This window comes from Rossellomorea aquimaris TF-12 (assembly GCF_001648555.1).
Classification (GTDB): domain Bacteria; phylum Bacillota; class Bacilli; order Bacillales; family Bacillaceae_B; genus Rossellomorea; species Rossellomorea aquimaris.
The window spans coordinates 95,659-121,185 of record NZ_LQXM01000026.1 but is presented as its reverse complement, the minus strand read 5'-3'; the positions used below and the strand labels follow the sequence as shown (position 1 = coordinate 121,185).

Annotated in this window: 22 protein-coding genes; 11 read left to right on the top strand and 11 right to left on the bottom strand. The window is 36.8% G+C overall.

Annotation, left to right across the window (positions count from 1 at the left end; translation table 11 throughout):
• Positions 1–6: 6 nt before the first annotated feature.
• A complete protein-coding gene (locus IQI_RS08560) occupies positions 7–861 on the bottom strand; it encodes a YitT family protein (protein ID WP_064092235.1) in 855 nt (284 codons plus the stop codon).
• A 190-nt stretch (positions 862–1,051) separates the two neighbouring features.
• On the opposite strand from IQI_RS08560, the gene IQI_RS08555 reads away from it, so the two are divergent.
• From IQI_RS08555 to IQI_RS08540, 5 genes are all read left to right on the top strand, one after another.
• Complete coding sequence (locus tag IQI_RS08555; protein ID WP_064092234.1) at positions 1,052–1,900, top strand: DegV family protein; 849 nt, start codon at positions 1,052–1,054, stop codon at positions 1,898–1,900.
• Between the two features lie 68 nt (positions 1,901–1,968).
• A complete protein-coding gene (locus IQI_RS20595) occupies positions 1,969–2,100 on the top strand; it encodes a DUF3941 domain-containing protein (protein ID WP_156509866.1) in 132 nt (43 codons plus the stop codon).
• Positions 2,101–2,257: 157 nt separating this feature from the next.
• Positions 2,258–2,749 (top strand): YajQ family cyclic di-GMP-binding protein, encoded by a 492-nt coding sequence (locus IQI_RS08550; protein ID WP_064092233.1) that lies wholly within the window; start codon positions 2,258–2,260, stop codon positions 2,747–2,749.
• Between the two features lie 123 nt (positions 2,750–2,872).
• On the top strand, positions 2,873–4,231 hold the full coding sequence (locus IQI_RS08545; RefSeq protein ID WP_064092232.1) for a CoA-disulfide reductase: 1,359 nt from the start codon (positions 2,873–2,875) through the stop codon (positions 4,229–4,231).
• A gap of 292 nt (positions 4,232–4,523) precedes the next feature.
• A complete protein-coding gene (locus IQI_RS08540) occupies positions 4,524–5,393 on the top strand; it encodes an SDR family oxidoreductase (protein ID WP_064092231.1) in 870 nt (289 codons plus the stop codon).
• Between the two features lie 53 nt (positions 5,394–5,446).
• On the opposite strand, the gene IQI_RS08535 is transcribed toward IQI_RS08540, so the two are convergent.
• The 5 genes from IQI_RS08535 to IQI_RS08515 all read right to left on the bottom strand — a co-directional run bounded on the left by IQI_RS08535 (position 5,447) and on the right by IQI_RS08515 (position 11,937).
• Positions 5,447–6,478, bottom strand: coding sequence for a LacI family DNA-binding transcriptional regulator (locus IQI_RS08535; protein ID WP_064092230.1), 1,032 nt, complete (start codon positions 6,476–6,478; stop codon positions 5,447–5,449).
• 241 nt (positions 6,479–6,719) lie between these two features.
• Complete coding sequence (locus IQI_RS08530) at positions 6,720–8,258, bottom strand: alpha-amylase family glycosyl hydrolase (RefSeq protein ID WP_064092229.1); 1,539 nt, start codon at positions 8,256–8,258, stop codon at positions 6,720–6,722.
• A 37-nt stretch (positions 8,259–8,295) separates the two neighbouring features.
• A complete protein-coding gene (locus IQI_RS08525; protein WP_064092399.1) occupies positions 8,296–9,138 on the bottom strand; it encodes a sugar ABC transporter permease in 843 nt (280 codons plus the stop codon).
• A gap of 2 nt (positions 9,139–9,140) precedes the next feature.
• The gene (locus IQI_RS08520) at positions 9,141–10,427 is read right to left on the bottom strand and encodes a carbohydrate ABC transporter permease (RefSeq protein ID WP_064092228.1); all 1,287 of its coding nucleotides are present in this window, start codon (positions 10,425–10,427) and stop codon (positions 9,141–9,143) included.
• A gap of 232 nt (positions 10,428–10,659) precedes the next feature.
• Positions 10,660–11,937: a sugar ABC transporter substrate-binding protein gene (locus IQI_RS08515; protein ID WP_064092227.1), complete on the bottom strand. Its 1,278-nt coding sequence runs from the start codon at positions 11,935–11,937 to the stop codon at positions 10,660–10,662.
• A 291-nt stretch (positions 11,938–12,228) separates the two neighbouring features.
• On the opposite strand from IQI_RS08515, the gene IQI_RS08510 reads away from it, so the two are divergent.
• The 5 genes from IQI_RS08510 to IQI_RS08490 all read left to right on the top strand — a co-directional run bounded on the left by IQI_RS08510 (position 12,229) and on the right by IQI_RS08490 (position 18,099).
• On the top strand, positions 12,229–13,989 hold the full coding sequence (locus IQI_RS08510) for an alpha-glycosidase (protein ID WP_064092226.1): 1,761 nt from the start codon (positions 12,229–12,231) through the stop codon (positions 13,987–13,989).
• 116 nt (positions 13,990–14,105) lie between these two features.
• Positions 14,106–15,461, top strand: coding sequence for an MATE family efflux transporter (locus tag IQI_RS08505; protein WP_064092225.1), 1,356 nt, complete (start codon positions 14,106–14,108; stop codon positions 15,459–15,461).
• Between the two features lie 192 nt (positions 15,462–15,653).
• Complete coding sequence (locus tag IQI_RS08500; protein ID WP_064092224.1) at positions 15,654–15,887, top strand: hypothetical protein; 234 nt, start codon at positions 15,654–15,656, stop codon at positions 15,885–15,887.
• A 438-nt stretch (positions 15,888–16,325) separates the two neighbouring features.
• A complete protein-coding gene (locus IQI_RS08495) occupies positions 16,326–16,667 on the top strand; it encodes a P-II family nitrogen regulator (RefSeq protein WP_064092223.1) in 342 nt (113 codons plus the stop codon).
• Positions 16,668–16,710: 43 nt separating this feature from the next.
• On the top strand, positions 16,711–18,099 hold the full coding sequence (locus IQI_RS08490; protein WP_064092222.1) for an ammonium transporter: 1,389 nt from the start codon (positions 16,711–16,713) through the stop codon (positions 18,097–18,099).
• A 96-nt stretch (positions 18,100–18,195) separates the two neighbouring features.
• On the opposite strand, the gene IQI_RS08485 is transcribed toward IQI_RS08490, so the two are convergent.
• From IQI_RS08485 to asnB, 4 genes are all read right to left on the bottom strand, one after another.
• Positions 18,196–19,032, bottom strand: coding sequence for a phytoene/squalene synthase family protein (locus IQI_RS08485; RefSeq protein ID WP_064092221.1), 837 nt, complete (start codon positions 19,030–19,032; stop codon positions 18,196–18,198).
• Complete coding sequence (locus IQI_RS08480; protein WP_064092220.1) at positions 18,998–20,500, bottom strand: phytoene desaturase family protein; 1,503 nt, start codon at positions 20,498–20,500, stop codon at positions 18,998–19,000. Before IQI_RS08480 ends, IQI_RS08485 begins: the two co-directional genes overlap by 35 nt.
• Complete coding sequence (locus IQI_RS08475; protein WP_064092219.1) at positions 20,497–22,020, bottom strand: phytoene desaturase family protein; 1,524 nt, start codon at positions 22,018–22,020, stop codon at positions 20,497–20,499. The genes IQI_RS08480 and IQI_RS08475 overlap by 4 nt, the downstream gene beginning before the upstream one ends.
• Before the next feature lie 385 nt (positions 22,021–22,405).
• Positions 22,406–24,253, bottom strand: a complete 1,848-nt coding sequence (asnB, locus tag IQI_RS08470) for an asparagine synthase (glutamine-hydrolyzing) (RefSeq protein WP_064092218.1) — start codon at positions 24,251–24,253, stop codon at positions 22,406–22,408.
• A gap of 157 nt (positions 24,254–24,410) precedes the next feature.
• Here asnB and IQI_RS08465 point away from each other — a divergent pair, with 157 nt between their 5' ends.
• A complete protein-coding gene (locus tag IQI_RS08465; protein ID WP_064092217.1) occupies positions 24,411–24,974 on the top strand; it encodes a DUF2777 family protein in 564 nt (187 codons plus the stop codon).
• Positions 24,975–25,131: 157 nt separating this feature from the next.
• Here the strand turns inward: IQI_RS08465 and IQI_RS08460 are convergent, their stop codons facing one another.
• Positions 25,132–25,488: a hypothetical protein gene (locus tag IQI_RS08460; RefSeq protein WP_064092216.1), complete on the bottom strand. Its 357-nt coding sequence runs from the start codon at positions 25,486–25,488 to the stop codon at positions 25,132–25,134.
• Positions 25,489–25,527 lie beyond the last annotated feature (39 nt).

The window sequence follows — 25,527 nt, the reverse complement described above, 5'->3', positions numbered from 1 at the left end:
TAGAATCTAATCTTTTCTAAAGAATCCGAATATGCCTGTTGTCTGAACAATATTCGTAAAGGCATTTGGGTCTACCTCTTTGATCACTTGTTCAATCTCGTACAGTTCATACCTTGAGATTACAATAATCATCATTTCTTTGGCCTCACCTGAAAAAGCACCTTTTGCAGGTAATGTAGTAATACCTCTCATTAACTTCGAATGAATGGCTTCACGTAATTCATTCGATTTTTTAGTCACAATCATTGCGGTCAGTTTCTCATGACGTGTATGAATTGCATCAATAACACGAGTAGAAGCATACAACGTAACTAACGTGTACAGTGCTTTTTCCCAACCATACAAAAATCCTGCTGATGTTATAATGACTGCATTCATTAAAAAGAAATACGTACCCACTGGTTTATCCTTCATTCTAGAGAGAATCATGGCAATAATGTCCATTCCCCCCGTTGAAGCTCCCCACTTTAATGTGATACCTACTCCCACAGCAGCGATAACGCCTCCAAAGACAGCATTTAACAAAATATCTGGAGAAAGTGAAATAACAGGAATAACCTCTAAGAAAAAAGAAGTAAGAAATACTGAAATAAAGCTATAAATCGTAAAGGAACGACCTACTTTCAGCCACCCTATTATTGTGACAGGAATATTTAAGATGAATAATAAAATTCCTGTTGATATATTAAATGGGGCAAACTCTTTTAATATACTTGATAATAATTGGGCAATTCCTGTAAACCCGCTTGCATATACATTGGCAGGAATAAGAAAAAAGTTCATGGCAATTGCTCCAAGTATTGATCCTATTAGCACGACGATAAATTTTTTTGCTTCTAGATGAACATGATCTCTCGACATCGACAGACCTCCTTCGACATTATATTGTTATCTTGTATGTTCCACAATATATCATAACTAAACTAAACACTTTCTTCACCCTTTAAATATAAAACAATCCTTTTTACATGAAATTTAGCATGAATAGATTGTTATTTTAGTCAAATATAGCTAGACTTAAGCTATAAAGAAAAGGTAAAGGATGATTAAGATGACAGTGAAATTGTTTGCTGATAGCGCATGCGACCTTCCCTCAGAATTTTATGAACAAACCAACATAGAGCTTCTCCCATTAAAAGTACATATTGACGGTCAAGACTATGAAGACTTAGTTACCATTGAACCTAAAATGGTGTTTGACAAAATTCGTCAAGGTCATATGCCTAAAACTTCTCAAGTTTCCCCGGAACATTTTTTAAAGAAATTCACAGAGCTTGCAATAAATAAAGATACCGGTATTTATATAGCTTTTTCTTCACAATTATCGGGTACATATCAAACGGCAGTCATGATACATGATCAAGTAAAAGAAGAGTACCCTAATCTGGATTTAACCATCATTGACTCTAAATGCGCTTCCCTAGGCTATGGGTTAATTGTCAAGCATGCTGCTGAAAAGCTACAACAAGGTGGAAGCAAAGAAGACATCCTGGATACAATCCACCACTATACAGAACATATGGAACACTTATTTACCGTAGAGGATTTAGAATACTTGGCAAAAGGAGGTCGAGTCTCAAAAGCTTCTGCATTTCTAGGAGGCCTTCTAAATATTAAGCCTCTTTTACACGTAGAGGACGGGAAACTGGTTCCTATTGAAAAATTACGCGGAAAGAAGAAGCTCCTTAAACGAATCCTTGATCTCATGGAAGAACGTGGATCAACCCTTTCTAATCAGGTTATTGCCATCAGTCATGGTGACGATATAGAACTGGCAGAAGAAATGAAAAGATTAATTGAAGAGAAATTCTCTCCTAAAGAGGTTTATATTAATATTATTGGATGTGCTGTAGGATCTCATACAGGAACAGGAACGTTAGCTGTCTTTTTCTTAAACTAATACACATAAATCTACACCCCCTTTCTCATACTAAGGAAGAAACGTTTTTAGGAAAGGGAGAATACCATATGCCACATACATCTGATAATGAAAAAAAAGCAAAAGACAATAATGCTTTGCTTCAAGAAAAAAACAAAATAAAAGAGTACAATCGAAAATCTGGCAAAAACCAATATTCAAAGAAAACCGATCATCTATAAGGGGACATTGAACCACTCATGAAAGAGTGGTTCTTTTATTTTCGTTCTTTTACCTTTTCCTATCAAAAAATTACGAAATATATACTCGTAGAAGTTGTATGAAGGAATCGGCCATGTCTATAATGAAGAGTGAGAATATATAGAGGAGGAGTTACATATGGCGAAAGAAAGTTCATTCGATGTTGTCTCAAAAGTAGATATGTCTGAAGTGAGTAATGCTATTCAAATTGCACTAAAAGAAGTACAAACTCGCTATGACTTTAAAGGTAGTAAGAGTGATATCAAACTTGATGGTGAGGAAATTGTTCTTGTATCCGACGATGAATTTAAAATGAACCAATTAAAGGATGTACTTTTAAGCAAACTAATTAAACGAAATGTTCCTGTTAAAAACCTTGATTATAGTAAGCTTGAAGGTGCCTCTGGCGGGACTGTCCGTCAACGAGCAAAGCTTGTGCAAGGAATTGATAAAGAAAATGCAAAAAAAATTAATACAATTATCAAAAACTCTTCTGTAAAAGTGAAGAGCCAGGTTCAAGATGATCAAGTAAGAGTAACTGGAAAAAGCAAGGACGACCTTCAAAAAATCATTGCCAGCATAAGAGAAGCTGATTTATCCATTGATGTCCAATTTGTTAATTTCCGTTAATATCGTTTCTCACCAAGGTCTAATGGGTAATATAAACTCATTAGACCTTTTTTATTACTAGTTGCTATTTGCCAAAGTTGATTGAGGCATCGTTTACGAATAGAGCCTTTAGGGGGGAAAAAATTGAGTAAAAAAGTAATTGTTATAGGCGCAGTTGGTGGTGGAGCTACTACTGCTTCTCAAATAAGAAAACTGGACGAACATATTGAAATTATTCTCTTAGAAAAAACATCCTATCTATCTTATGGTGCATGCGGGATGCCTTATTATTTAGGAAATGTCATTAAAAAAAGAGAAAGTCTATTTGCATCAACACCAGAAAAATTACATACTAAAAAAAATATTGATGTGAGAATGCAGCATGAAGCTATAGAGATTGATCGAAAGAATCAAAAGATAAAAATCAAAGACCATCAAAACAATCGAGAATACCAGGAATCATATGACTACCTCGTCATAGCGACTGGTGCCAGACCCTTTATTCCAAAGATCTCGGGATTAGATAAAATTCCTTTTTTCAACCTGAGAACTGTGGAAAATATGGATAGATTAAAACAATACATTGAAACAGAAAAACCAAAAACATGTACCATTATTGGTGGTGGATTTATTGGGGTAGAAATGGCAGAAAACTTTCAACATCTGGGGATAAAGGTTAACTTAGTAGAACGTTCAAACCATATCTTAAGTATTGTGGATGAAGAGACAGCATTAATTGCTCAGGAACATATGAAGGAAAAAGAAATTTCGTTGTATTTAAAAGATGGCCTTAAAGAAGTTCTTTCATCTAACACTCTGCAACTCGATAGCGGTAAATCATTGGAGTCTGATTTTGTGCTCTTAGCTGTAGGCATAAGACCGAACAACCGTATTGCAGAAACCTCTGATTTATCCATTGGGGAATCTGGTGGAATAAAAACCAATCAATTTATGCAAACGAATGACCCTTCTATATATGCTGTTGGAGATGTAGCTGAGTCGTTTGACTATATCGATGAGAGTCCTAAACAAGTTCCGTTAGCTTGGCCAGCACATAGACAAGCATATATAATCGGAAAGCATATAACAGGCAGTCCAGTTCCTTTTAAGGGTATGCTTGGAACAACCATTGCGAAAGTCTTCGACATAACGGTTGCCTCAACAGGATTGAGTGAAAAGGAATTAAAAAAGCGGAAATATTCGTTCCATACCGTGGTTCATGAAGGTAAGTCTCATGCAGGGTATTATCCAGATGCAAAACACGTTTATATGAGAGTTCATTTTTGTACTAAAACCGGAAAGATATTTGGAGGAAATGTAGTAGGTGGCGAAGGAATCGATAAACAAATTGACCTTCTTACTACTGCCATTTACGCTGGCCTAACCGTTACAGAACTTCAAGAAATTGAGACCTCTTATGCTCCACCATACTCTTCACCAAAAGGATTTTTAAATATTGTCGGGTATAAGGGTGAAGGCATGATGAAAAATAATAACGAGTGAAGATAAGATTTACCCTATTATGAGGGTAAATCTTTTTTTTGAGTATGTACCAACCTGCAATGAGGATGCTCACCTCACGCCCCGCCGAAAACGAGCACCAGGAGCTAAAATCAACCACTACTCGCTTTTTCAAAAGTACCAAAGTTTACGATAGCAGCCTTACCAAAAGAGCATTCTACAAATATTCTCTAAACATGTTAATAATTACACACTCCGGGTAAACACTAATCTAAGAAACCTTATAGCCTCTCTTCATTAAAAAATTGACTAACTTATATAAGGAGTGTTTTCATTGTCACAACAACAAAACAATAAACAAACCTTCCCACCTCAACATCAAAACCATCAACCAGGTACAATTGATGAAATGAATCCTCAACCGATTCATACTGATCAAAATTATAAAGGCAGTGGAAAATTAGATGGCAAGGTAGCTCTCATTACAGGTGGAGACAGTGGAATTGGTCGTTCAGTAGCATGGTATTTTGCTCGAGAAGGAGCTCATGTAGCCATCTCATACTTAGATGAACACGAAGATGCTAACAAAACGAAGGATCTTGTTGAGGCAGAAGGAGTTCAATGTATTTTATTAGCAGGTGATATTGGGAGTTCAACGTTTTGTGAAGACATTATAAATAAAACCATCTCAAAGTTTGGAAAGCTGGATATACTGGTCAATAATGCAGCTGAACAGCACCCGCAACAAGGACTTCAGGATATTAGCAATGAACAGTTAGAAAGAACATTCCGCACCAATGTTTTCTCAATGTTTTATTTAACAAAAGCTGCTCTTCCACACTTGAAGAAGGGTGCGTCTATCATAAATACAGCTTCCATAACAGCATATAAAGGAAACAAAGATTTAATAGACTACTCTTCAACCAAAGGAGCGATTGTCAGCTTTACACGATCTTTAGCCGAAAACATCGCTTCAGATGGAATTAGGGTAAATGGAGTGGCACCTGGTCCTATTTGGACTCCTCTTATCCCTTCAACATTCAGTTCTCAGAAGGTTTCACAATTTGGGTCCAATACCCCTTTAGGTCGCGCAGGACAGCCTTTTGAATTAGGACCCGCTTACGTTTATTTAGCAAGTAATGATTCAAGCTATGTTTCAGGGCAGATGATTCATATTAATGGTGGAACAATTATAAATGGATAAATAAAAAAACGGACTCCTTTTATATAAAAGGAGTCCATTTTTGGATGGGTTTATTATGCCTTGGTCTCTAGATGACTACATGAGTACCTCTCCACTAGTTTGTGCGGGACAATAATTCTCTTTATAGGGTCTTTAGGATTTTCAATCTTTTGGATGAGGCTTTTAGCTGCTTCATTACCTAAATTAAAAATATTAATATCCACTGAAGTTAAAGGAGGACGAGACATTTCAGCCAGAAGGACATTGTTAAAACTGATAATCGAGATATCTTCAGGCACACGTATTCCCATTTCATCTAAGGTGTTCAATACGCCTAATGCCATTAAATCATCCGCGACAACTAATGCCGTTGGAGGTTCATTTAGTTGCATGAGCTCATTAATCGCTTCACGGCCCCCTTCACGCAGGAATTCTTCGTGAATAATATAATCTTCATTCATATTAATTCCCGCATCTCTTAGTGATTTTTCATAACCGAGTAAACGTTCAACCGTTACAACTAGATTTAAATCACCGCCTATGAACCCTATACATTCGTGTCCTAAACCAAGTAAATAGTCTGTTACTTCTTTCGTAGCACGATAATTATCATTATCAACGTGTGTAATTTCCTCAGAATATTTATATGGCTTTCCAACGACAACAAATGGAAAATTTCGTTCTTTTAAGTAGTTCATGACTCCATCCTCAATTTTAGAATAGAGTAGGATAATTCCGTCTACTCTTCCCCCTTGCACCATCTGTACAACACCTTCGAAGATTTCTTCTTCACTTTGACCTGTTGTCATTTGAAGGGCATATTGCTTTTCATGAGCTCCTTCACTTAGTCCTCTTAACACCGTTGGAAAGAATGGATTTTGAGAAAAAGTGCTAGCAGAGCCTGGTAAGACTAAACCAATGACTTGTGTAGACTGATTTGCCAGGCTCCTTGCAATAAAGTTCGGATGATAGCCTAAATGATCCATAGCCTCTCTCACTTTTTGCTTTGTCTTTTCACTTATTCTCGGGTTGTTAGCAATAACACGAGATACAGTTGATGGTGCTACATTTGCTAACTTCGCTACATCCTTAATCGTGACAGCCATCATTCCCCCCCCTTTCAATTAAAACGAGAAGCTGGCTATACTAATTTTTCATTTTGGAACGCTCTTTTGGTTTTCTAAATAAAGAAAGGTGATTTTCTCTGCAATCAACTACTTCTGTCTAACCTTAAATAGCAACAAACACTAAGATTAAGAGCCTTTTGAAAAAAGGTGGTAATTAAAACGCTTCCATTTTTGACGAATAGGAAGGGCTCGCAAGTAGAGCCCTTCAAGAAATTCTAAATTATTTTTTTTTATTCTTTTTTCCACGCTTCCACACTAGATAGATAAACAAGAGAAATAAGACATAAACTGTCCCTAATGCTGCAAGATAAGGGTAATTTAATCCACTCTTTTCTTTAAGAGAATAGATTTCGGCTTCTTCGCGATCAAGAACAATAGTATAGTTACCATCTTCATCACTTCGAACCAAATCTCCTGCTAACAATCCTTTAAGTTCACTATTTTCAGCTAAATCTTCTTCACCTAGCTTCACTTTCTGAGACTGACTAGTATTATTAATAGCAACTACAATCGTTTGATCCTTATATATACGTTTGTATATCCCCATGCCATTTTCTTCATAGATTGGTTCGATGCTTCCTCTTGTTAAGGCAGGATAATCCTGTCGCACCTTACCTAGTTGTGTAATGTAATCAATCAGTTCTTTGTCTGTCCTAAAGTTCATCAGGCGACGATTATCTGGGTCATTCCCTCCATCTTGGGCAATCTCAGATCCGTAATATACAATGGGGATTCCTGGAGTAGTGTACATATACGTTAAAGCCAACTTCCATCGAGTACCAGGGAACTGTTTCTCCTGAACCAGCAGTCGAGTAAACCGTTCCATATCATGATTATCAATAAAAGTTCCCATTAAGTAAGGATTATTATAAAATGTTTCATTGTATTTCCAAAAGTTGAACAGTCGGTCCAATGAATGGTCCGGCTTTTGAAAAGCAGAACGCATTTCTTCTGCTTGAGGAAAGTTGACGAAACCGTCGATTCCGACATCATTATACTTGGAAATCTGTTGCGGATCCCGGTCAAAGACTTCACCAAGAAGGTAGAAATCTTCTTTTACCGATTTTACTTCTTTACTGAAATCCGTCCAGAAAGCCTGGGGAACATGTCTTACAGTATCCAAACGATAGCCATCAATATCTGTTTCATTTATCCACCATTTTGCAGCGTCAAACAGATAATTCCTAACCTCAGGATTTTCCGTGTTTAAATCCGGAAGATCATACAACCAAGCATTTTGGACACTTTCTTCATTATTAAAGTTCATTGGTTGTTTTTCATGAAACCAATCTGTTTTTTCAGGGTCATTCACCCAGGGATGCTCCGGTCCAACATGGTTCACTACAAAATCCAGCATCACTTTAATATCGCGTTTATGGGCTTCTTCAACAAGCTTTTTAAAGGTTTTCATGGAACCGAAATGTTCTTCTGTTTTATAAAAATCCGTGATCCAATATCCATGATAGCCCTTAGATTGATTTTCGAATACGGGAGTTAGCCAAATAGCCGTAAATCCCATCTCTTTAATGTAGTCAAGTTTGTCAATGACACCTTGGAAATCTCCGCCTTGATAAGCCTTAGGGTCCTTCGTATCAACGGTAAAATCATTGCTTGTATCTCCATTATTAAATCGGTCAACCATTAGAAAATAAATCGTTTCATCCTGCCACTTTCGTTCTTCTTTTTCAACTGCACCTACCGGAAGGGCGTAAAAAAGAAGAAACGGGACTAAAATGAGAGATAATACTCTTCTTTTCATCTCCGCTCCTCCTCAAATGTTAGTAACGCCTATAAGATTATCCTTTTGTACCCCCTGCCGTCAATCCTGAAACAAAGTATTTCTGGAAGAACAGGAAGAGAAGGGCAATCGGAACAGCTATTAAAACTGATCCTGCAGCAAAAGTCGTAAATTCTGCACCGAATTGTTTTGCTACCATGTCATACAGGGCAACAGGTAGTGTATACATTTCTTCTGAACGCAATAATATACTTGCTATGATAAAATCCGCAAATGGTGCAATGAATGAAAACAATGCAACAACGGCGATGATTGGTTTTGCAAGAGGCATAACAATTTGGAAAAAGATTCGTAAATGTCCTGCACCATCCATTTTTGCTGATTCATCAAGTTCTTTTGGAATCGTATCTAAATACCCTTTCATTAACCATGTGTTCATGGGAATCTGTCCACCTACATAGACAAGAATTAATCCGATATGAGTATCTAGTAATTTAGTTAATAAGGCTAGAACGAAAATCGCAATTAATGCAGCAAAGTTAGGGATCATTTGTAGTATTAAAAATGTCATTAATCCATTTTTTCTTCCTGTAAATCGATAACGTGAGAAAGAATACGCTGTTAAGCTTACTAACAGAACGGTTAATGCCATTGTAGATAAACTAACTTTTAATGAGTTCCAATACCAGAGAAGATAGTTACTTTGCTCTAAATCAAACAATTCTTTATAGTGGGCCAACGTTGCATTTTTAGGTATGATGGAAGACCCCGATAAGCTTTGACCAGGATTAAAGGATGAACCGATAATCCATGCAACTGGGTACAGAATAACTGCAAACATGATTCCAATGGCTATATACGATAGAGTTAAACGTATGGTTTTCTGTCTTTTCATATTCATCATTACATCATATCCTCTTCTTGGAATGATTTCGTTCTCTTGAACTGCCAAATCGCTACTGTAATAACGATAATCGATAGTAGTAAAGTGATGGCAGCAGCTTTAGAATATTGTGCTGATGTCATCGTTAAGCTGTAGATCCAAGAAATTAAAATGTCAGTTCCACCTGCGTTCTGCCCTGTTAATGCAGGTCCTCCACCGTTGAATAAATAAATAACATTAAAGTTATTAAAATTAAAGGTGTACTGTGTAATAATGATTGGCGCAGTTGCAAACAGAACCAGTGGTAAAGTAATGTTCTTGAATTTTTGGAAAGCTGAAGCACCGTCAACAGTTGCCGCTTCATACAGTTCATCAGGAATGGATTGAAGCACACCTGTTGTCATGGCAAAAATGAATGGGAAGCCTAACCAAGCTTGAATGAAAATAAGGGCAATTCTTGTATACATGGGTTCAGTCATCCATGGTAACCCTTCTATTCCAAACATTCCTAAAATATCGCGATTAATGGTACCAAATGTTTCATTAAACATTCCGGCAAAAACGAGAATCGATACGAACGCAGGAATCGCCCAAGGTAAAATAAAAACTGTACGAATGATGGCTTTCCCTTTTAAATCCTTTTGATTTACTAAAATAGCTAAGAATACTCCTAATGCAACTTGAAATGTTGTTGCACCAAATGTCCAAACTAAGGTCCACGCTAATACGGTAAAGAATGTCTCTCTCCAAATATCAATCTTAAAAATGTCAATAAAGTTTTGGATTCCAACCCAATCGACCAGCTTAGCAGGTGGTGAATGATATAAATCATAGTTTGTAAACGCAAGTAAGATTACAAATATGATTGGGAATATAACAACGAACACTAGCAATAAAAACCCTGGTGACATAATGAGATATGGGAAGCCATTGTCTACTAAGTTTCTATATTGCTCTCTAATTGTACTCAGCTGTTCTCCTCTGTCCCTCTTTTCACCATTTACATATGCATCACGAAGATTAAATAAGTAAAAGCCGATACCAAAAAGCAGGACAATAATTGCTAATATTCCATATACCATTAAGAAAATGGAATGATCTCCGTAAGAAATATCCGTTCCTAATGTTGTAATTCCCCAAAGTCCATAACCGATCAAGTCTCTAAAGACAAGAATAAAAGCGGCTGTCATGATTAAGAAAAATCCGCCTTTTAAAAACTGTCTATGATACATCTGACCTAATCCTGGGATTAGGGAAAGGGCCAATGCTGTTTTTCTATGTTTTGTTTGATAGGATTGTTCCTTCATCCTATATTCCCCTTTCTACATTCAACTATTTTAGTAAGCTTCAAGAGCTTTAGCAGATGAAAAGCAAATGACTTTAACATTTTTCTGTAAACATGAAGGTTGTTCAATATTCTCGGTATAAGGTTAAAGTCTTACCCATTAATGACTTTTCCACTCCTAAAGCCCTTGAATAGGTCTTTAAAAGGATAGCAGTACCTCTCAAGGTTGAGAAGGTACCGCTATGTTTTAACTATTAATTTGAGTGATTAGCATCAATGTTTTGCTCAATTTGCTTCACTGCTGCATCAAGAGCCGCTTTAGGTTCTTGTTTACCAGTTACAACAGTTTGAAGTGAGTCAGCCATTGGTCCCCAAACCTCTCCCATTTCAGGAATGTTTGGCATTGGTACAGCGTATTGAGATTGCTCAGCAACCGCTTTAGCACCTGGGTTTTCAGCAATCGCAGGATCGTCGATTAACCCTTGGTTTGTTGGAACTTCTTGAGTTTGTTCGAAACGTAATTTAGCATACTCATCTTGAGTAATGAACTCGATGAACTTCTGAGCCCATTCTTTATTCTTAGAGTATCCTGATACATGCCATCCTTTAACACCCATGAATGTTTTCATTGGCTCACCGTTAGGAAGCTTAGGCATAGCAGCGATACCGATATCAATTCCAGCATCTTTATATCCTTGGAAAGACCATGGTCCGTTCATTACTGAAGCCACTTTCCCTTCACCAAATAGACCGTCAAGTGCTGAACCACCATTTTCACCAACGATACCTTTAGGGAATAATCCTTCAGAGTACCACTTTTGAATATATTCAGTACCTTCAACAGCACCTTCATTGTTTAAACCAAGATCTTTAGAATCTAGTGCTCCATCATTTTCAGCAAATACATATCCGCCGAATCCACCAATTGGTGCATGAGCGAAATAGAAGTTATCCCAAAGAGCTAAGAAACCGTAGTTTCCATCTTTAGTATATTCTTTAGAAAATGTGTAAACTTCATCCATCGTTTTTGGTGCTTCTTCCATTAACGCTTTATTATAAACAAATACTGGCGTTTCAGAAGATTTAGGAAGACCGTAAAGTTTTCCATCGTAGCTTTGAGCTGTCATTGATGACTCAGTAAAACGATCTTCAATTTCACCATCAACCTCTAATGCCGCAATGTGACCAGCAAGTGCAAGTTCACCGATTTGGTCATGTGGTAAAGTTAATACGTCTGGGCCAGTTCCAGCTGGACCATCTAAACGTAATTGTTCTTTCATTTTTGTAGCCATTTCTACTTCTTTCACTACAATCTTGATGCCCGTTTCTTCTTCAAACTTGGCACCTACTTCATCTAGCCATCCAGTTTTCTCTTGATCTTCCCAGACAACTAATTTTTCCGGCTTGTTTCCATCGTCAGCTTTTTTCTCGCTGTCGTTACTTGAAGATCCTTCTTCACGGTTAGGACCACAAGCAGCTAACGCCCCTAGTACAAGCATGATTACCATCAATAATGATAATGCTTTTTTCATCTTGACCCCTCCTAAGTATAGTAAAAGTATTGAATCATATTTGTGAATTGAACAAACGTTTGCACTAACATCTATATAAGTTTAAAGATATCGCTTACATTTTATTGTGAAAACGATTGCACAATCTACTTCTTATTATACAAACTATATTTATTTTGACAATACTTTTTTAAAATTTTTTGAGAATATAAGATTTATATTGAAAACGTTTTAATAGACTAGAACTGTTTGTTGACAACGTTATTTAATTAGAATACTCTTTAGGGGGAAATAAAAAGAGGGGGATTTCAAATGATATTGGAAGCAGTCTACCACCGTCCAAAAGATAATTATGCATACGCTTGCACTAATAATGAATTACACATACGTATTAAAACAAAAAAGAATGATATTCAAGAGGTTACTCTACTACATGGAGATCCTTATCAATGGGAAAATGGAAAATGGATTTATGAGAATAAAAAAATGATTTTAACAGGAGCCGATCATCTATTTGACTATTGGTTTGCTCCCATCTCTCCTCCCTTTAAGCGTCTTAGGTATGGTTTTCTTCTCAGTAATGAAAGTGAAAAAGTATTTTATGGAGAAAAAGGCTTTGCAGATTCTCCTTCTACTGATATTGGAGATTATTTTTGCTTTCCTTTTTTAAATGCAATCGATGTATTTAAAGCTCCTTCATGGGTAAAAGATACAGTGTGGTATCAGATTTTCCCAGAGCGATTCGCAAACGGAAACGAAAACAATGATCCTGAGGGTTCCTTGAAATGGAATAGTTCTGACCCAACACCTTCAAACTTTTTTGGCGGTGATTTAGATGGCGTTATTCAAAACATTCCTTATCTTAAAGAGTTAGGAATTTCAGGCATCTATTTCACCCCTATCTTTAAAGCTCAATCTAATCATAAATATGATACAATCGATTATTTTGAAATCGATCCCCAATTCGGTACAAAAGAGACTTTGAAGAAACTGATTTCTACTTGCCATGAGCATGGAATGAAAGTTATGCTCGATGCTGTTTTTAATCATAGCGGCTTTTATTTTGAACAATTTCAGGACGTACTAAAAAAAGGTGAGAACTCCCCTTACAAGGATTGGTTTCACGTTAAGGAATTCCCTTTAGACATAGACATGGTTCCTCCTAACTATGACACGTTTGCATTTGAACCTACAATGCCTAAACTAAATACCGAGAATAACGAGGTTCGCCAGTACTTATTAGAAGTAGGTCGTTACTGGGTAAAGGAATTTGATATTGATGGTTGGCGCCTTGATGTGGCAAACGAAGTAGATCATCATTTCTGGCGTGAGTTTAGAAAAGAAGTAAAGAGTATTAAACCCGATCTTTATATTCTGGGAGAAATATGGCATGATTCCATGCCTTGGTTACGAGGAGATCAATTTGATGCCGTGATGAATTATCCTTTCACAACCAACCTTTTGAATCTATTTGCTAAACGAACCATCACTCCCACACAATTTGTTGAAAATATGACGACCGTTGTTCATATGTATCCTAAAAATGTGAATGAAGTGAATTTCAACCTTGTAGGAAGTCACGACACCCCTCGTGTATTAACAGAGTGTGGTGAAGATATTCAGCGAGTGAAGCAGATTTATACGTTTATGCTATCTTTCACAGGAACTCCTTGTATTTATTACGGAGATGAGATTGGGCTAACAGGAGGGCAAGACCCCGGCTGCCGAAAATGCTTCCCATGGGAAAAAGAGCATCACAATGAGGACTTATTTACACATATCCAAAAATTAATTCAACTAAGAAAAGATTATTCGTTGTTAGCCAACGAAGGAGCTCTGGCTTTCTTACCTGGCTACCTCCATGATCAATGTCTCGCATTTACTAAATCAAACGGAAAGGACACGATATTGGTTCTTCTCAATTGTAAGGATGAACCCACATCTTATTCCTTACCGTTTAATTTAAAAGGAAAGAAAATTACAAATCTGTGGAGCAATGAAGATTTTGCTGCTGAAGCAGATTCCATTGAAGTTGAATTAGAAGGCTATGGATTTGCCTTCCTTCATTTCTAATTTATAAAGCTTTCACACGGGGGACTCCCCTCTTTCATAGGGGTTAGTCCCCTTGTCTATTCGACTAACCTTATCTAGGCTTTTGCTTTTTAGCCACATTAAAGGAGTAACTCTATATGAGTAAGAACCAAAAGAACATGACTCTCTTCGCCCTGACTTGGCCTATTTTCATTGAAATATTTCTTCATATGCTTATGGGTAATGCAGATACATTAATGCTCAGTCAATACTCTGACGACTCCGTTGCAGCAGTTGGTGTTTCTAATCAAATACTGTCTTTAATTATTGTAATGTTTGGTTTTGTAGCCACTGGGACTGCCATTCTTGTCGCACAAAACTTAGGTGCAAAAAAAGAGCAAGTAGCAGGAGAAATTTCGATTGTCTCCATAGCAGTGAACTTACTATTTGGACTATTACTTAGTCTTGTATTAGTTCTTTTCAATGAACCTATACTATTATCAATGGATCTCCCTCCCTCTCTTATTGAGGAAGCTTCTACTTACTTGAAAATTGTTGGTGGCTTTGCGTTTATTCAAGCACTCATCATGACGGCAGGAGCCATCATGAGAAGCTACGGATATACGAAAGACGCTATGTACATTACAATCGGAATGAATATTATTAATGTTATAGGAAACTACTTATTTATCTTTGGACCATTCGGAATTCCTGTTTTAGGAGTTGAGGGTGTAGCCCTTTCAACTATTGGGTCTAGATTTATCGGTTTCTTTGTGGCAATTCTCGTAATCTCTAAACGAATCCCTTCAGCTCTACCCTTTAAGAAATTTTTCCGTATCCCTATCACTCATGTAAAAAGCTTATTAAAAATCGGGATTCCTTCTGCCGGTGAGCATTTGTCCTATAATGGATCACAAATGATCATTACCTATTTTATCGCTAGTTTAGGTACGAATGCCTTAACGACTAAAGTCTATACCCAAAATTTAATGATGTTTATCTTTTTATTCAGCGTGGCCATTAGTCAAGGAACCCAAATAATGATTGGTCACATGATAGGTGCAAAGCAATTTAATAGTGCTTATGATAGATGTTTAAAAAGCTTAAAAATCTCTATTGTTATTTCTCTTATCATGGCAGGCATCTTTTCCATTGCTGCTGAACCGTTACTAAGTATATTTACTGATAATAAAGAGATTATATCCCTAGGTAAAACATTGATTTATTTAACGATCATTTTAGAACCAGGACGCAGTTTCAATTTAGTAGTTATCAATTCCTTAAGAGCCACCGGAGACGTACGCTTCCCTGTATATATGGGAATCCTCTCTATGTGGGGAGTCAGCGTTACCCTTTCCTACGTTTTAGGAATATGGCTCGGTTTAGGATTGATTGGCATTTGGATTTCCTTTATTGCAGATGAGTGGTTGAGGGGGTTAATCATGTTAAAACGATGGCGGTCAAAGGTTTGGATGAACAAAGGGTTTGTAAATTCTCAAGAACAAAGTGGTTAAATGCTAGAGTGAGATCTCACACAGGAGAACTCACTCTTTTTTTAATACTCTCTTAACTTCCAGTGTTTGAGAAAATCTTCTTATATTCAACTAAAAAACCTGGAGGAGTTTTTTCCTATTTTGTATGGTTGTCCACACCATTCCACCGTCTTTACATAATGTAGTAGTAGAATCATTCAGGAGGTGAAATCTATGTCTTCAATCCTAAAAACTCATTGTGGACTATGCTGCATCGGAATCGGTCTGGCTATTTTCACACTATTTTTAGCCCCAATTGCTCTAGCTCTAGCTGCTAAAGCATTAGTTTCTTCGACTATTGCTTTAATCATTCTAGGGATCATAGCAATTGCATTAATCGTCATCCACTATTTCTTAGTTCGATCTTTAATTAGATTTGCTGAGAAATGTGGTAAGCGATGTAGTTAATTACTAACTACGAAGGCACCCTTTGATAGGGTGCTTTTTTATTTGTTCTCATAATAAGGTAGGGTTTTGGTTTTTTTGGAAATTGGATCGTTTTTTATTCATTATGGATTGAAATTTCTTACTTTTGGATCGTTTACTGTACGATACGGATTGTTTCTCAACAATATCGGATCGTTTTTACCTCATTTATGATCGATTACATCATCCCCCTCATATGTCCTTCTTTATATTCCAAGAAAACTTCCCCTCTTCAACAAAATAAACCGCTTACAAAAAAATAATGTTAACTTTTTTTACATTTAAGCGCTTACATAGGAATTTACCTCTTGAACTTTTGTTATTTTCTGAATATGATAAATAATATAACTTATTCATGTGATAAAACCTAACATACTTTCTAGGCATCAGGAATAAAAAATTTTAGGAGGAATTCAAAGGATGAAAAAAGTGGAAGCGATCATTAGAGCTGAATCATTTTTATCATTACGAGAGGCATTATGTCTAAGGGGCTTTAGCGGATTAACAGTTTCGGAAGCAGCAGGATGCGGTAAGCAAAAAGGAAAACAAGGAATCTTTCGAGGAAATAAATTTGAACTTCAATTAGTTCCTCGTGTAAAAGTGGAAATGGTTGTAGATGATGGTCAGGTGGAAGATATTATTGATTTGATTGTTGAGCAATGCAGTACAGAAACCGTTGGTGATGGGAAGATATTCATTTATCCTGTTGAAGATGTTATTCGGATTCGAACTGGAGAAAGAGGGAAAAAGGCTGTTTTGTAAGTTTCATAGAATTTTAATTTAAGACTAATTTGGAGGGATATCATTGATTAAAAAAATATCTGTTTTGTTTCTTTTGTCTTTATGTTTTAGTACCTCTGCCTTTGCTAGTGCACCAACTGCACAGTCCGTTCAAGCGTCTGTTGATTCACTTTGGGTCATGATTGCTGCTGTACTCGTATTCTTTATGCATGCAGGCTTTGCCATGGTGGAAACCGGTTTTACTCGAGCGAAAAATTCCTTGAATATTTTAATGAAAAACTTTCTAACCGTGGCTATTGCTTCTGTTTTATTCTTCATCGTAGGATTTGGATTAATGTTTGGTAGTACTGGTGGGGGATTCTTAGGTACAGATAGCTTCGTTCTTTCAGGACGAGAGGATATCGGCTTCTTCCTCTTCCAATCCGTTTTTGCCGCTACCTGCGCAACAATCATTTCTGGTGCTGTTGCTGAACGGATGAGGCTAAAAAGTTATATCTTACTAACTGTTGCTATGACGGGACTTATTTATCCCATTGTCGGTCATTGGGTGTGGGGTGGAGGATGGCTCTCAGAACTGGGATTTGTAGATTTTGCAGGTTCTACCGTCGTTCATTTAACTGGGGCTGTCGGGGCATTCATTACAGTCTTATTCCTTGGAGCCCGTATTGGAAAATATAATAAAGGAAGAGTGAATGTTATTCCGGGTCATAATATACCGATTGGTGCTCTTGGTGTATTTATTCTATGGTTCGGGTGGTTCGGCTTTAATGGGGGTAGTAGTTTAGCAGCGGATCCGACTCTTGTTCCTCACGTTATTACAACAACATTATTTTCAGCATCAGCAGCCATACTATCATCTGCTTTTTATACATTAGCCCGCTTTAAACGAATTGACCCTTCCCTAACGTTAAACGGTGCATTAGGTGGTTTAGTCGGCATTACAGCTGGTTGTGCCAATGTATCTCTTATCGGCTCCCTGGCGATTGGTTTAATCGCTGGTGTGATTCTAGTAGAAGCAGTTACAATTATTGATTCTAAACTCAAAGTAGATGACCCAGTAGGAGCCATTGCCGTTCATGGAATCTGTGGAGTTTGGGGAACAGTTGCAGTAGGATTATTCGATGTATCAAATGGATTACTTTACGGTGGCGGAGCATCTTTATTAGCCACACAATCGCTTGGAGTCGTGGCAGTCATCGCTTGGACTTCTATAACTGTAGGTGGTTTCTTGTTTATCGTGACTAGAGTTTCCAGTATCCGCGTTTCTCAAGAGGAAGAATTATCAGGCTTAGACTTTACTGAACACGGTTCTAACGCCTATGAATTAAAAGATACGGTTTTAGAATCAAACGTTTCCTCTGCCTCTCCATTCGGAAGTGATTTAGTCGATCGGTTAAATTCTATCGGTACTTCTAAAAGCCATAAAACGATGAACCATCGAAACACCATTTAATTGGACTTAAATGGATTACTCACTAATGAGTAATCCATTTTTTATTACAAAAATAAACTCATATGGCAGGTGCTATTCACCTCCATACGAGCTTATCTATGAAATAGTCGAAATGATTTTTTCTTTTTTATCTCTAGGTACATAATTTTTTTGTGAGAAAACATTATATTGATTTTTTCTAATTTCTTTTAAAATAGCTCTGTACAATAATGCAGCACCCTTGACGGGGGTTCTTGAATAAAGAGGATAAAGGTTCATTGTCCTAAATGATTTCTCATAAAAGCTTTCAGCTATTTGGGCAAGTTCCTCCCAAATTTGGCGAAAGGCTTGATTATTTTTGTGGGACTGTAAATCGGTAATCGTATATTCATACTTTACTAATAGATCTTGGGGGATATATAATCGGCCTCGTTCTAAATCTTCTCCGATATCTCGAAGGATATTTGTGATCTGCATGGCATATCCCAGGTGAATGCCATCTTCTCTAAGCTCTCTTTCCTTGCCAGGGGCAAGTATTGGAAGCAGCATTAACCCCACAGTGCTTGCTACATGGTAGGAATATTCCAGAAGGTCCTGGACCGTTCGATATATCTTTTCATCAATATCCATTCTCTGTCCTTTTATCATGTCCTTAAATGCCTGGGTGTCCATATCGTAATGATAAAACACATCGGAAAGAGCTACCCACATAGGTTGATTATGATCAAATTCCCCATCGAGAAAGCTTTCAAACTGCGACTCAAATTCCTGTAGATCTTCTATTGGCCTTAACCCTTCATCTACCAGATCATCCACTTTTCGGCAAAAAGCATAAACGGCCCATACGGCTTTCTTTTGATCTTTTGGCAATAAAGAGAATGCTTTATAGAATGTCTTTGAGTGATGTTTTATCAGATTCTCACAATGATCGTAAGCTTCCGAGATCTTGTTCATGCATAGACACTTCCTTTCTCTCAGACTCTGTTTTGAATTGTTCAGAAAAGGCATGAGCTACCAGCTTTGCTCCTTGCATCACTATGGGTATTCCACCACCTGGGTGTATGGAAGCTCCTACAGCAAACACATTCTTCTCTTTAAAAGGCTGAACCTGAGGTCTGAATGGTCCTGATTGAAAAAGTGAAGGGGCTATCCCAAAGCTTCCTCCTGAGTATAATCCCTCTTGCATTGCTTCTTTTGGTGTTCTGACTTTCATCCAAGTTATTTTCTTTCTTAAATGGTGAAACCCCTTTTTTTCCATTGTATCTAAAACATAATTGGAAATAAATTCTGTAGCCTCTTTCCAATCCACATTCTCTGAAGATGGAACAGGAACAAGAACATATAATACACTACTACCTTCAGGAGCAAGAGAGGAATCAATTTTCGAGGGATTAAACACATAAAAAGACGGTTCTTTAGGAATTCGTTTATTCTTAAATATTTCCTCCATATTCCCTGAAAAATCTTCATTTAAATAAAATTGATGTATTTCTTTATTTTGATATTCATCCTTTACCCCTAAGTATAAAAGGACACAACCAGATGAAGGTTTATATGATTTAGGAGCCTTCTTGTTCATTAAGGACGCTGAAGTTGGAAAATCACCATTCATAATAATGGCATCTGTTTTTTTGGTTTCATTATCGACTACGATATGAGTTGCTTGATTTCCATCTGATATCACATCTGAAACAGGTGTCGAAGTTTTGATGGTCACATCGTTTTGATCACAGGCTTTTTGAATGTGATTCAATAAACTGGCATATCCACCTTTTATATAATAGATTCCATGTTTATGTTCACTAAAAGACACCAGGCTATATATGGCTGGAGTAGTATATGGATTTCCTCCGATGTAAAGAGTTTGGAGTCCATAAGCCATGCGAAGTTTCTCATGATTAAAATAGTGTTTTAGATTTCCCATTACATTTCGATAAGCTTTCAATTTATATAATGATTGAAAGGTTCTCACATTGACATAATCTTTCTTTCGATGAAAGGACGATTCTAAAAACTGCGGCTGACCTAATTCAAACCTTTGTTCCATGTCCTCCATAAATCGAAGAAACCCACCTTCTTCTCCAGGGAACTGCTCTTCAATTTCTTTGTATTGTTTTTCTTTATCTGCATATTTTTTATAAATCTGACCATCAGAAAAATGTACATGGTACAAAGGATCACATCGAACGAATTCAATGCTCTCTGTGTTTACACCTGCTTCATTCAGAATTGACAAGAGCATATGAGGCAATAAGACAATGGTCGGACCTTGGTCTATCTTGTACTCGCTCTCTCTCACAAAAGCTAAGCGTCCACCAATATTTGCGTTCTTTTCGTATACGGTCACTTTGTGACCTTCTTTTGCTAATAATAAACCTGAGATTAGTCCACCAATTCCTGATCCTATTACTGATACATTCATAGTACTCGCTCCAATCCTTCTTGCTTCGTGAATGAAAAGGAAGGATCTTCATGAAGAAGCATATTTGTTGTTATTCGAGCTGACTCTAATATTGTAGGTAATCCACTTCCTGGATGAGTTCCGCCCCCAACTAACCAGCAATTTTTAAGCTCTTCGAATTTGTTATGCGGCCTTAAAGCCATCATTTGAGAAAGTTGATGTCCTAAATTAAAAGTTGCACCTTGAAAGATATTAAAGTCGACTTCCCAATGATGTGGACTAATTATCTTTTCAGCTTTAATGTGCTCTCGAATATTTTTGAACCCTGTCTTTCTTTCAACAGCATCCAGAACCAAGTCCCTGAACCTTTGTTCATTCTCTGTCCAATCAATACCACTTATATTATTGGGTACTGGTGCAAGAATATATAATGTAGAATGTCCTGGTGGTGCCAGGGTTTTATCTGTTACGGAGGCATTTTGAATGTAAATAGAAGGATCGCTTGAGAGAGTATAGGACTTCGTAATTTCTTCCACATTCTTCTTATAGTCTTCCGAAAAAACAATTGTATGATGGGGAATATCAAATTGTTTATCAATTCCTAAATAAATCATAAAAGTCGAACAAGAATACTTTTTCTTTTTCAGTTTTTCTTTACTGTATTTTTTTAAAATACCTTCATCTACCAGATTAGACATCACATGGGCAAAATCACCGTTTATAATAACCTCATCAGCTGATACCTTGTCTCCATTAGCAGTAATAATTCCTTTGACAATATTCCCTTTCTGGATCCATAGCTTGTGAACTTCATTGCCTAAATGAATCGTGCCACCATTTTCCTCTACTACTTTTGCCATGGCTTTTGATAGTTGATTTAAACCTCCAATCGGGTGAAAAATACCATACTCGTGTTCCATAAAGGAAAGAATAGAAAAGGCACCAGGACATTCCCATGGTGACATTCCTAAATATTTGGATTGGAATGTAAAAGCTAATCGTAGTTCATGTTCTGTAAAATAATTACTCAATACATTGTATAAAGATTTCCCTAAGGAAAGCTGGGGAAGTGCTCTCAAAACCTTCCAGGTAATATATTGATAATATTGGTCCATCGGACTCTGAAGGATAGGTTTTAATCGGTTCATCTTCTTTCTTGTATCGTTCATAAAACGCGTATACCCTTCAGCGTTACCTGGATAATGTTTATCAATCTCTTCTTTCATTTTGATTGGGTCTTTAAACATTTGAACCTTTTTATCTTTGAAAACCAGCTCATACATCATCGGTAATTCTTTTAAATCAATATAATCATGAAGGTTTTTACCTGCAGCCTGGAATAGTTCTTCGGCTATCTCCGGCATGCTTAAAAAAGTAGGCCCAATGTCAAATGTATAGTCATTCATTTGAGCAGAACCATTTCTTCCTCCAACAAATAACTGCTTTTCAAAAATTTCTACTGTATAGCCTTTACTAGCGAGTAGCATCGCTGCAGCTAAGCCACCTGGACCAGCGCCGATGACGATAATTTTTTTGGTCATCGTATGAGCCTCCAATTATATTTTATTTGTACAATTATTATACAATACTTATACAATAATAGTATACAATTCTTTTCCACAGGACACAAAATTTAAACTCTTCTTTTATTGACGTTGTCAAAATAGACAACGTCATTACATTTTATTTAGATTAATCTTTATCTTGAAATAAGTGATTGGAGCGGAAGGTGCGCAAACTCACGCCCCACAGAAAGCGAGCACCTCTCGCTGCAATCAACCATTACTTACTTTTTAAAAAGCAACAAAGTTTACGAAAAGAGCCTAAAAAAAAGAAACATAGAAAGGTTGCTTTCCCTTTACTATGTCTCTCTTATGTTGATTTTATAACTCTATATCTATGTTCGGACATGTCATTTCATGTGTTTCATTCTACAATCTTTATATCATAGTCTTTAAACCAAACATGAATTTGAGCTAAGTGAGCTAATAATTGTGGCCCTGTCATTAATTGACCAAACCATGGAACCTGGAAAGCAGACCCTCCCGTTGAGACAATTTCCTTCAACCGTTTTTCATCAAATAATTCATAAAGAATGCTTGATTTATCCTCTAAAATTTCTACCAACCAATCCTTTACAAGCTTCGTATAAACAGGATGATGGGTTTTGGGATAAGGACTTTTTTTGCGATAAAGAACTTCGTTAGGGAGAATTCCCTCTAGTGCTTTTCGAAGGATACCTTTTTCCCTTCCTTCATGCATCTTCATTTCCCAAGGGATATTCCACACGTATTCTACTAACCTGTGATCTGCGAATGGAACACGAACCTCAAGACTTGCTCCCATACTCATTCTGTCTTTTCGATCCAGCAAGGTAGTCATAAACCAAACTAAATTCAAATAGAATAATTGCCTTCTTTTCGTTTCAAGCTCACTTTCACCTTCTAATACCGGCGTTTCTTGTACAGTACGTTCATATTGATTAAGAACATATTCTTCTAAATTCAATTTCTTACTCCACTTTTCCTTCAGCAGTCCCTGCCTTTCACTGGTTGAACGCATCCAAGGGAACCCTTTTCGATTAAAATCATCTGGTCGATGAAACCATGGGTACCCGCCAAAAATCTCATCTGCACATTCTCCTGAAAGACCCACCGTAAAGTTATTCTTGATTTCCTTACAAAACCACAGTAAGGATGAATCAACATCCGCCATTCCTGGAAGGTCCCGTACGTGTACCGCTTCGACTAAATAATTTTTCAACTCCTGTTGACTAATCACACATTTATGATGGGTTGAATGAAAGGTCTCTGTCATCTTTTCAATCCAAGGAGCATCTGAATTAGGTTGAAACTCATTAGACTTAAAGTATTGGTCATTTTCCTCATAGTCTATGGAGTAAGTATGAAGGCTCCCCTTTCCCTCAGTCTTATATGCATTTGCAGCTACCGCTGTAATTGCACTTGAATCAAGACCACCTGATAAAAATGTACAAAGAGGAACATCCGATACAAGCTGCCGCTTAATGGCATCTGTTAGTAAGAACCTCACTTTATCTACAGTCTCATCAAAGGAGTCAGTATGCTTCTTACTTTTCACATTCCAATATCTCCAAATCTTCGAACCATCCTTCGAATAGACCATAGCATGAGCAGGACGCAACTCTTTTACACCTTTAAACACACCATTACCAGGAGAACGTGACGGCCCTAGACCTAACACTTCTCCTAATCCTTGAAGATCCACTTCCGGCTTTACATTAGGATGAGCAAGTAGGGATTTTATTTCAGATCCGAACAATAATTCACCATTCTCTTCTACATAAAACAAAGGCTTTACACCCATTCGATCTCTTCCAATAAATACATGGTCCCTTTCCCCGTCCCATACAGCAAATGCGAAAATTCCATTTAAATGGTTAACACATTCTTCTCTCCACTCAATATATGAAGTTAATAATACCTCTGTATCAGAATGTCCTTTGAAAGTATACCCTTTGGAGAGAAGAACACTTCTCAAATCCTCTGTATTATACAGCTCTCCATTGTAGCAAATGGTATAAAGTTTTTCTTTATACTTAATACTCATTGGCTGTCTTCCACCTGCTGGATCAACAACGATTAATCGTTTATGTCCAAATGCTACGTGCTGATCCAACCATACATTCGTTTCATCAGGCCCTCGTTTTGAAAGGGTTTCTGCCATCTTTTCTACTATTACTTTTTGATTTGAAAGATCTCGTTTATAATGTATCCAACCAGTAATTCCGCACATTATGATCATCCTCACTTTCTAGTCAAACAAAATGGGCTCTTTGACACATAGATTATCTTATGCATGTGATATCAAATGGTTAATTGCCTCAATCAAACTTCCTATGAATGAAATATGATAATTATGATAAGAAATGTAGCTAAGGAGGGATATTCATTTGAGTAAAACATACCGATCAAACATACTAAATTCCCAAGAGAGGGCTTTCTCTGAAGGAACCGTTCTATTTGAAGACGATTCGTGGCTATTCTTTGAAATAAATGCTGATGAAGAAACAGATCTTGAATTTTACCTGAATCATGAAGTTAAATTATTTAGAAACAGCGATTGGATAGCAGGGATTCTTTTAGAAGACGGTATTATCGTTACACCTTATGAGCGAGTACGAATCGAGAATGGAGATAGAGTTCAAATAAAGAAACACATCATGTATTCTCTTGAAAATCTGTTAGATGAGATTTCCGACGATGCCTTTCACCAATTTATTACGACACTAAACAATCTACATTATTCAATCTATGATAGTATATTCTGTCATAATCATCTTGTTTTCTTAGAAAATCAAAAAATTAAGCAAGGGGTCAACTTTATGACCTTCGATAATGGAATTGAGGTATGTGCCGTTCAACATCACTTCACTTATTATAAGAAAAAGAGAGATCGTTTTGAATTCACATTGAGTACAGGAAAACGTATCGTAATTGAGAATCTTCTTCCATAAGACAGCAAATGCTTTAAAAAAGAAAGCATTTAAATGTAAGTTAACAGGTTTTCTTCAAAAGCAATAAAAACAGGGTATAGAATCACACTTGATTCTGCACCCTGTTTTTTTATTGGATATTTAGGATTGATTAAAATATGAATTCCAAGAAGGCCCACTATATAAATCTAATAGACAATAAGCCAGTTATTAAAAGGACTACCCCTCCCAAAATCACTAAAAACAATCCCCTATTTAAGTTTATTTTCCATTCTTCCGCACCATTGAATACTAACCCGATTCCCATAAGAACAAAAGCAATATATCTTAGAAAATAAATATTTAATATAATAGATAGAAACATAGTCATATACCCAATATACACCAATGCACCTAACAGTATTGGAATCGGGTTGCTATGCTTGTCCTTTATTTTCCCTTTCTCTTTTTTCGAGAATTTCACATATTTTCTTTTGGCAAAGATAGACCCTATTAACATAAATAAAATAATAGCTAAAATGCTAATCGTGATCAAGTATACTCCTCTATTCGGTTATAAGTATTATAATTTGCA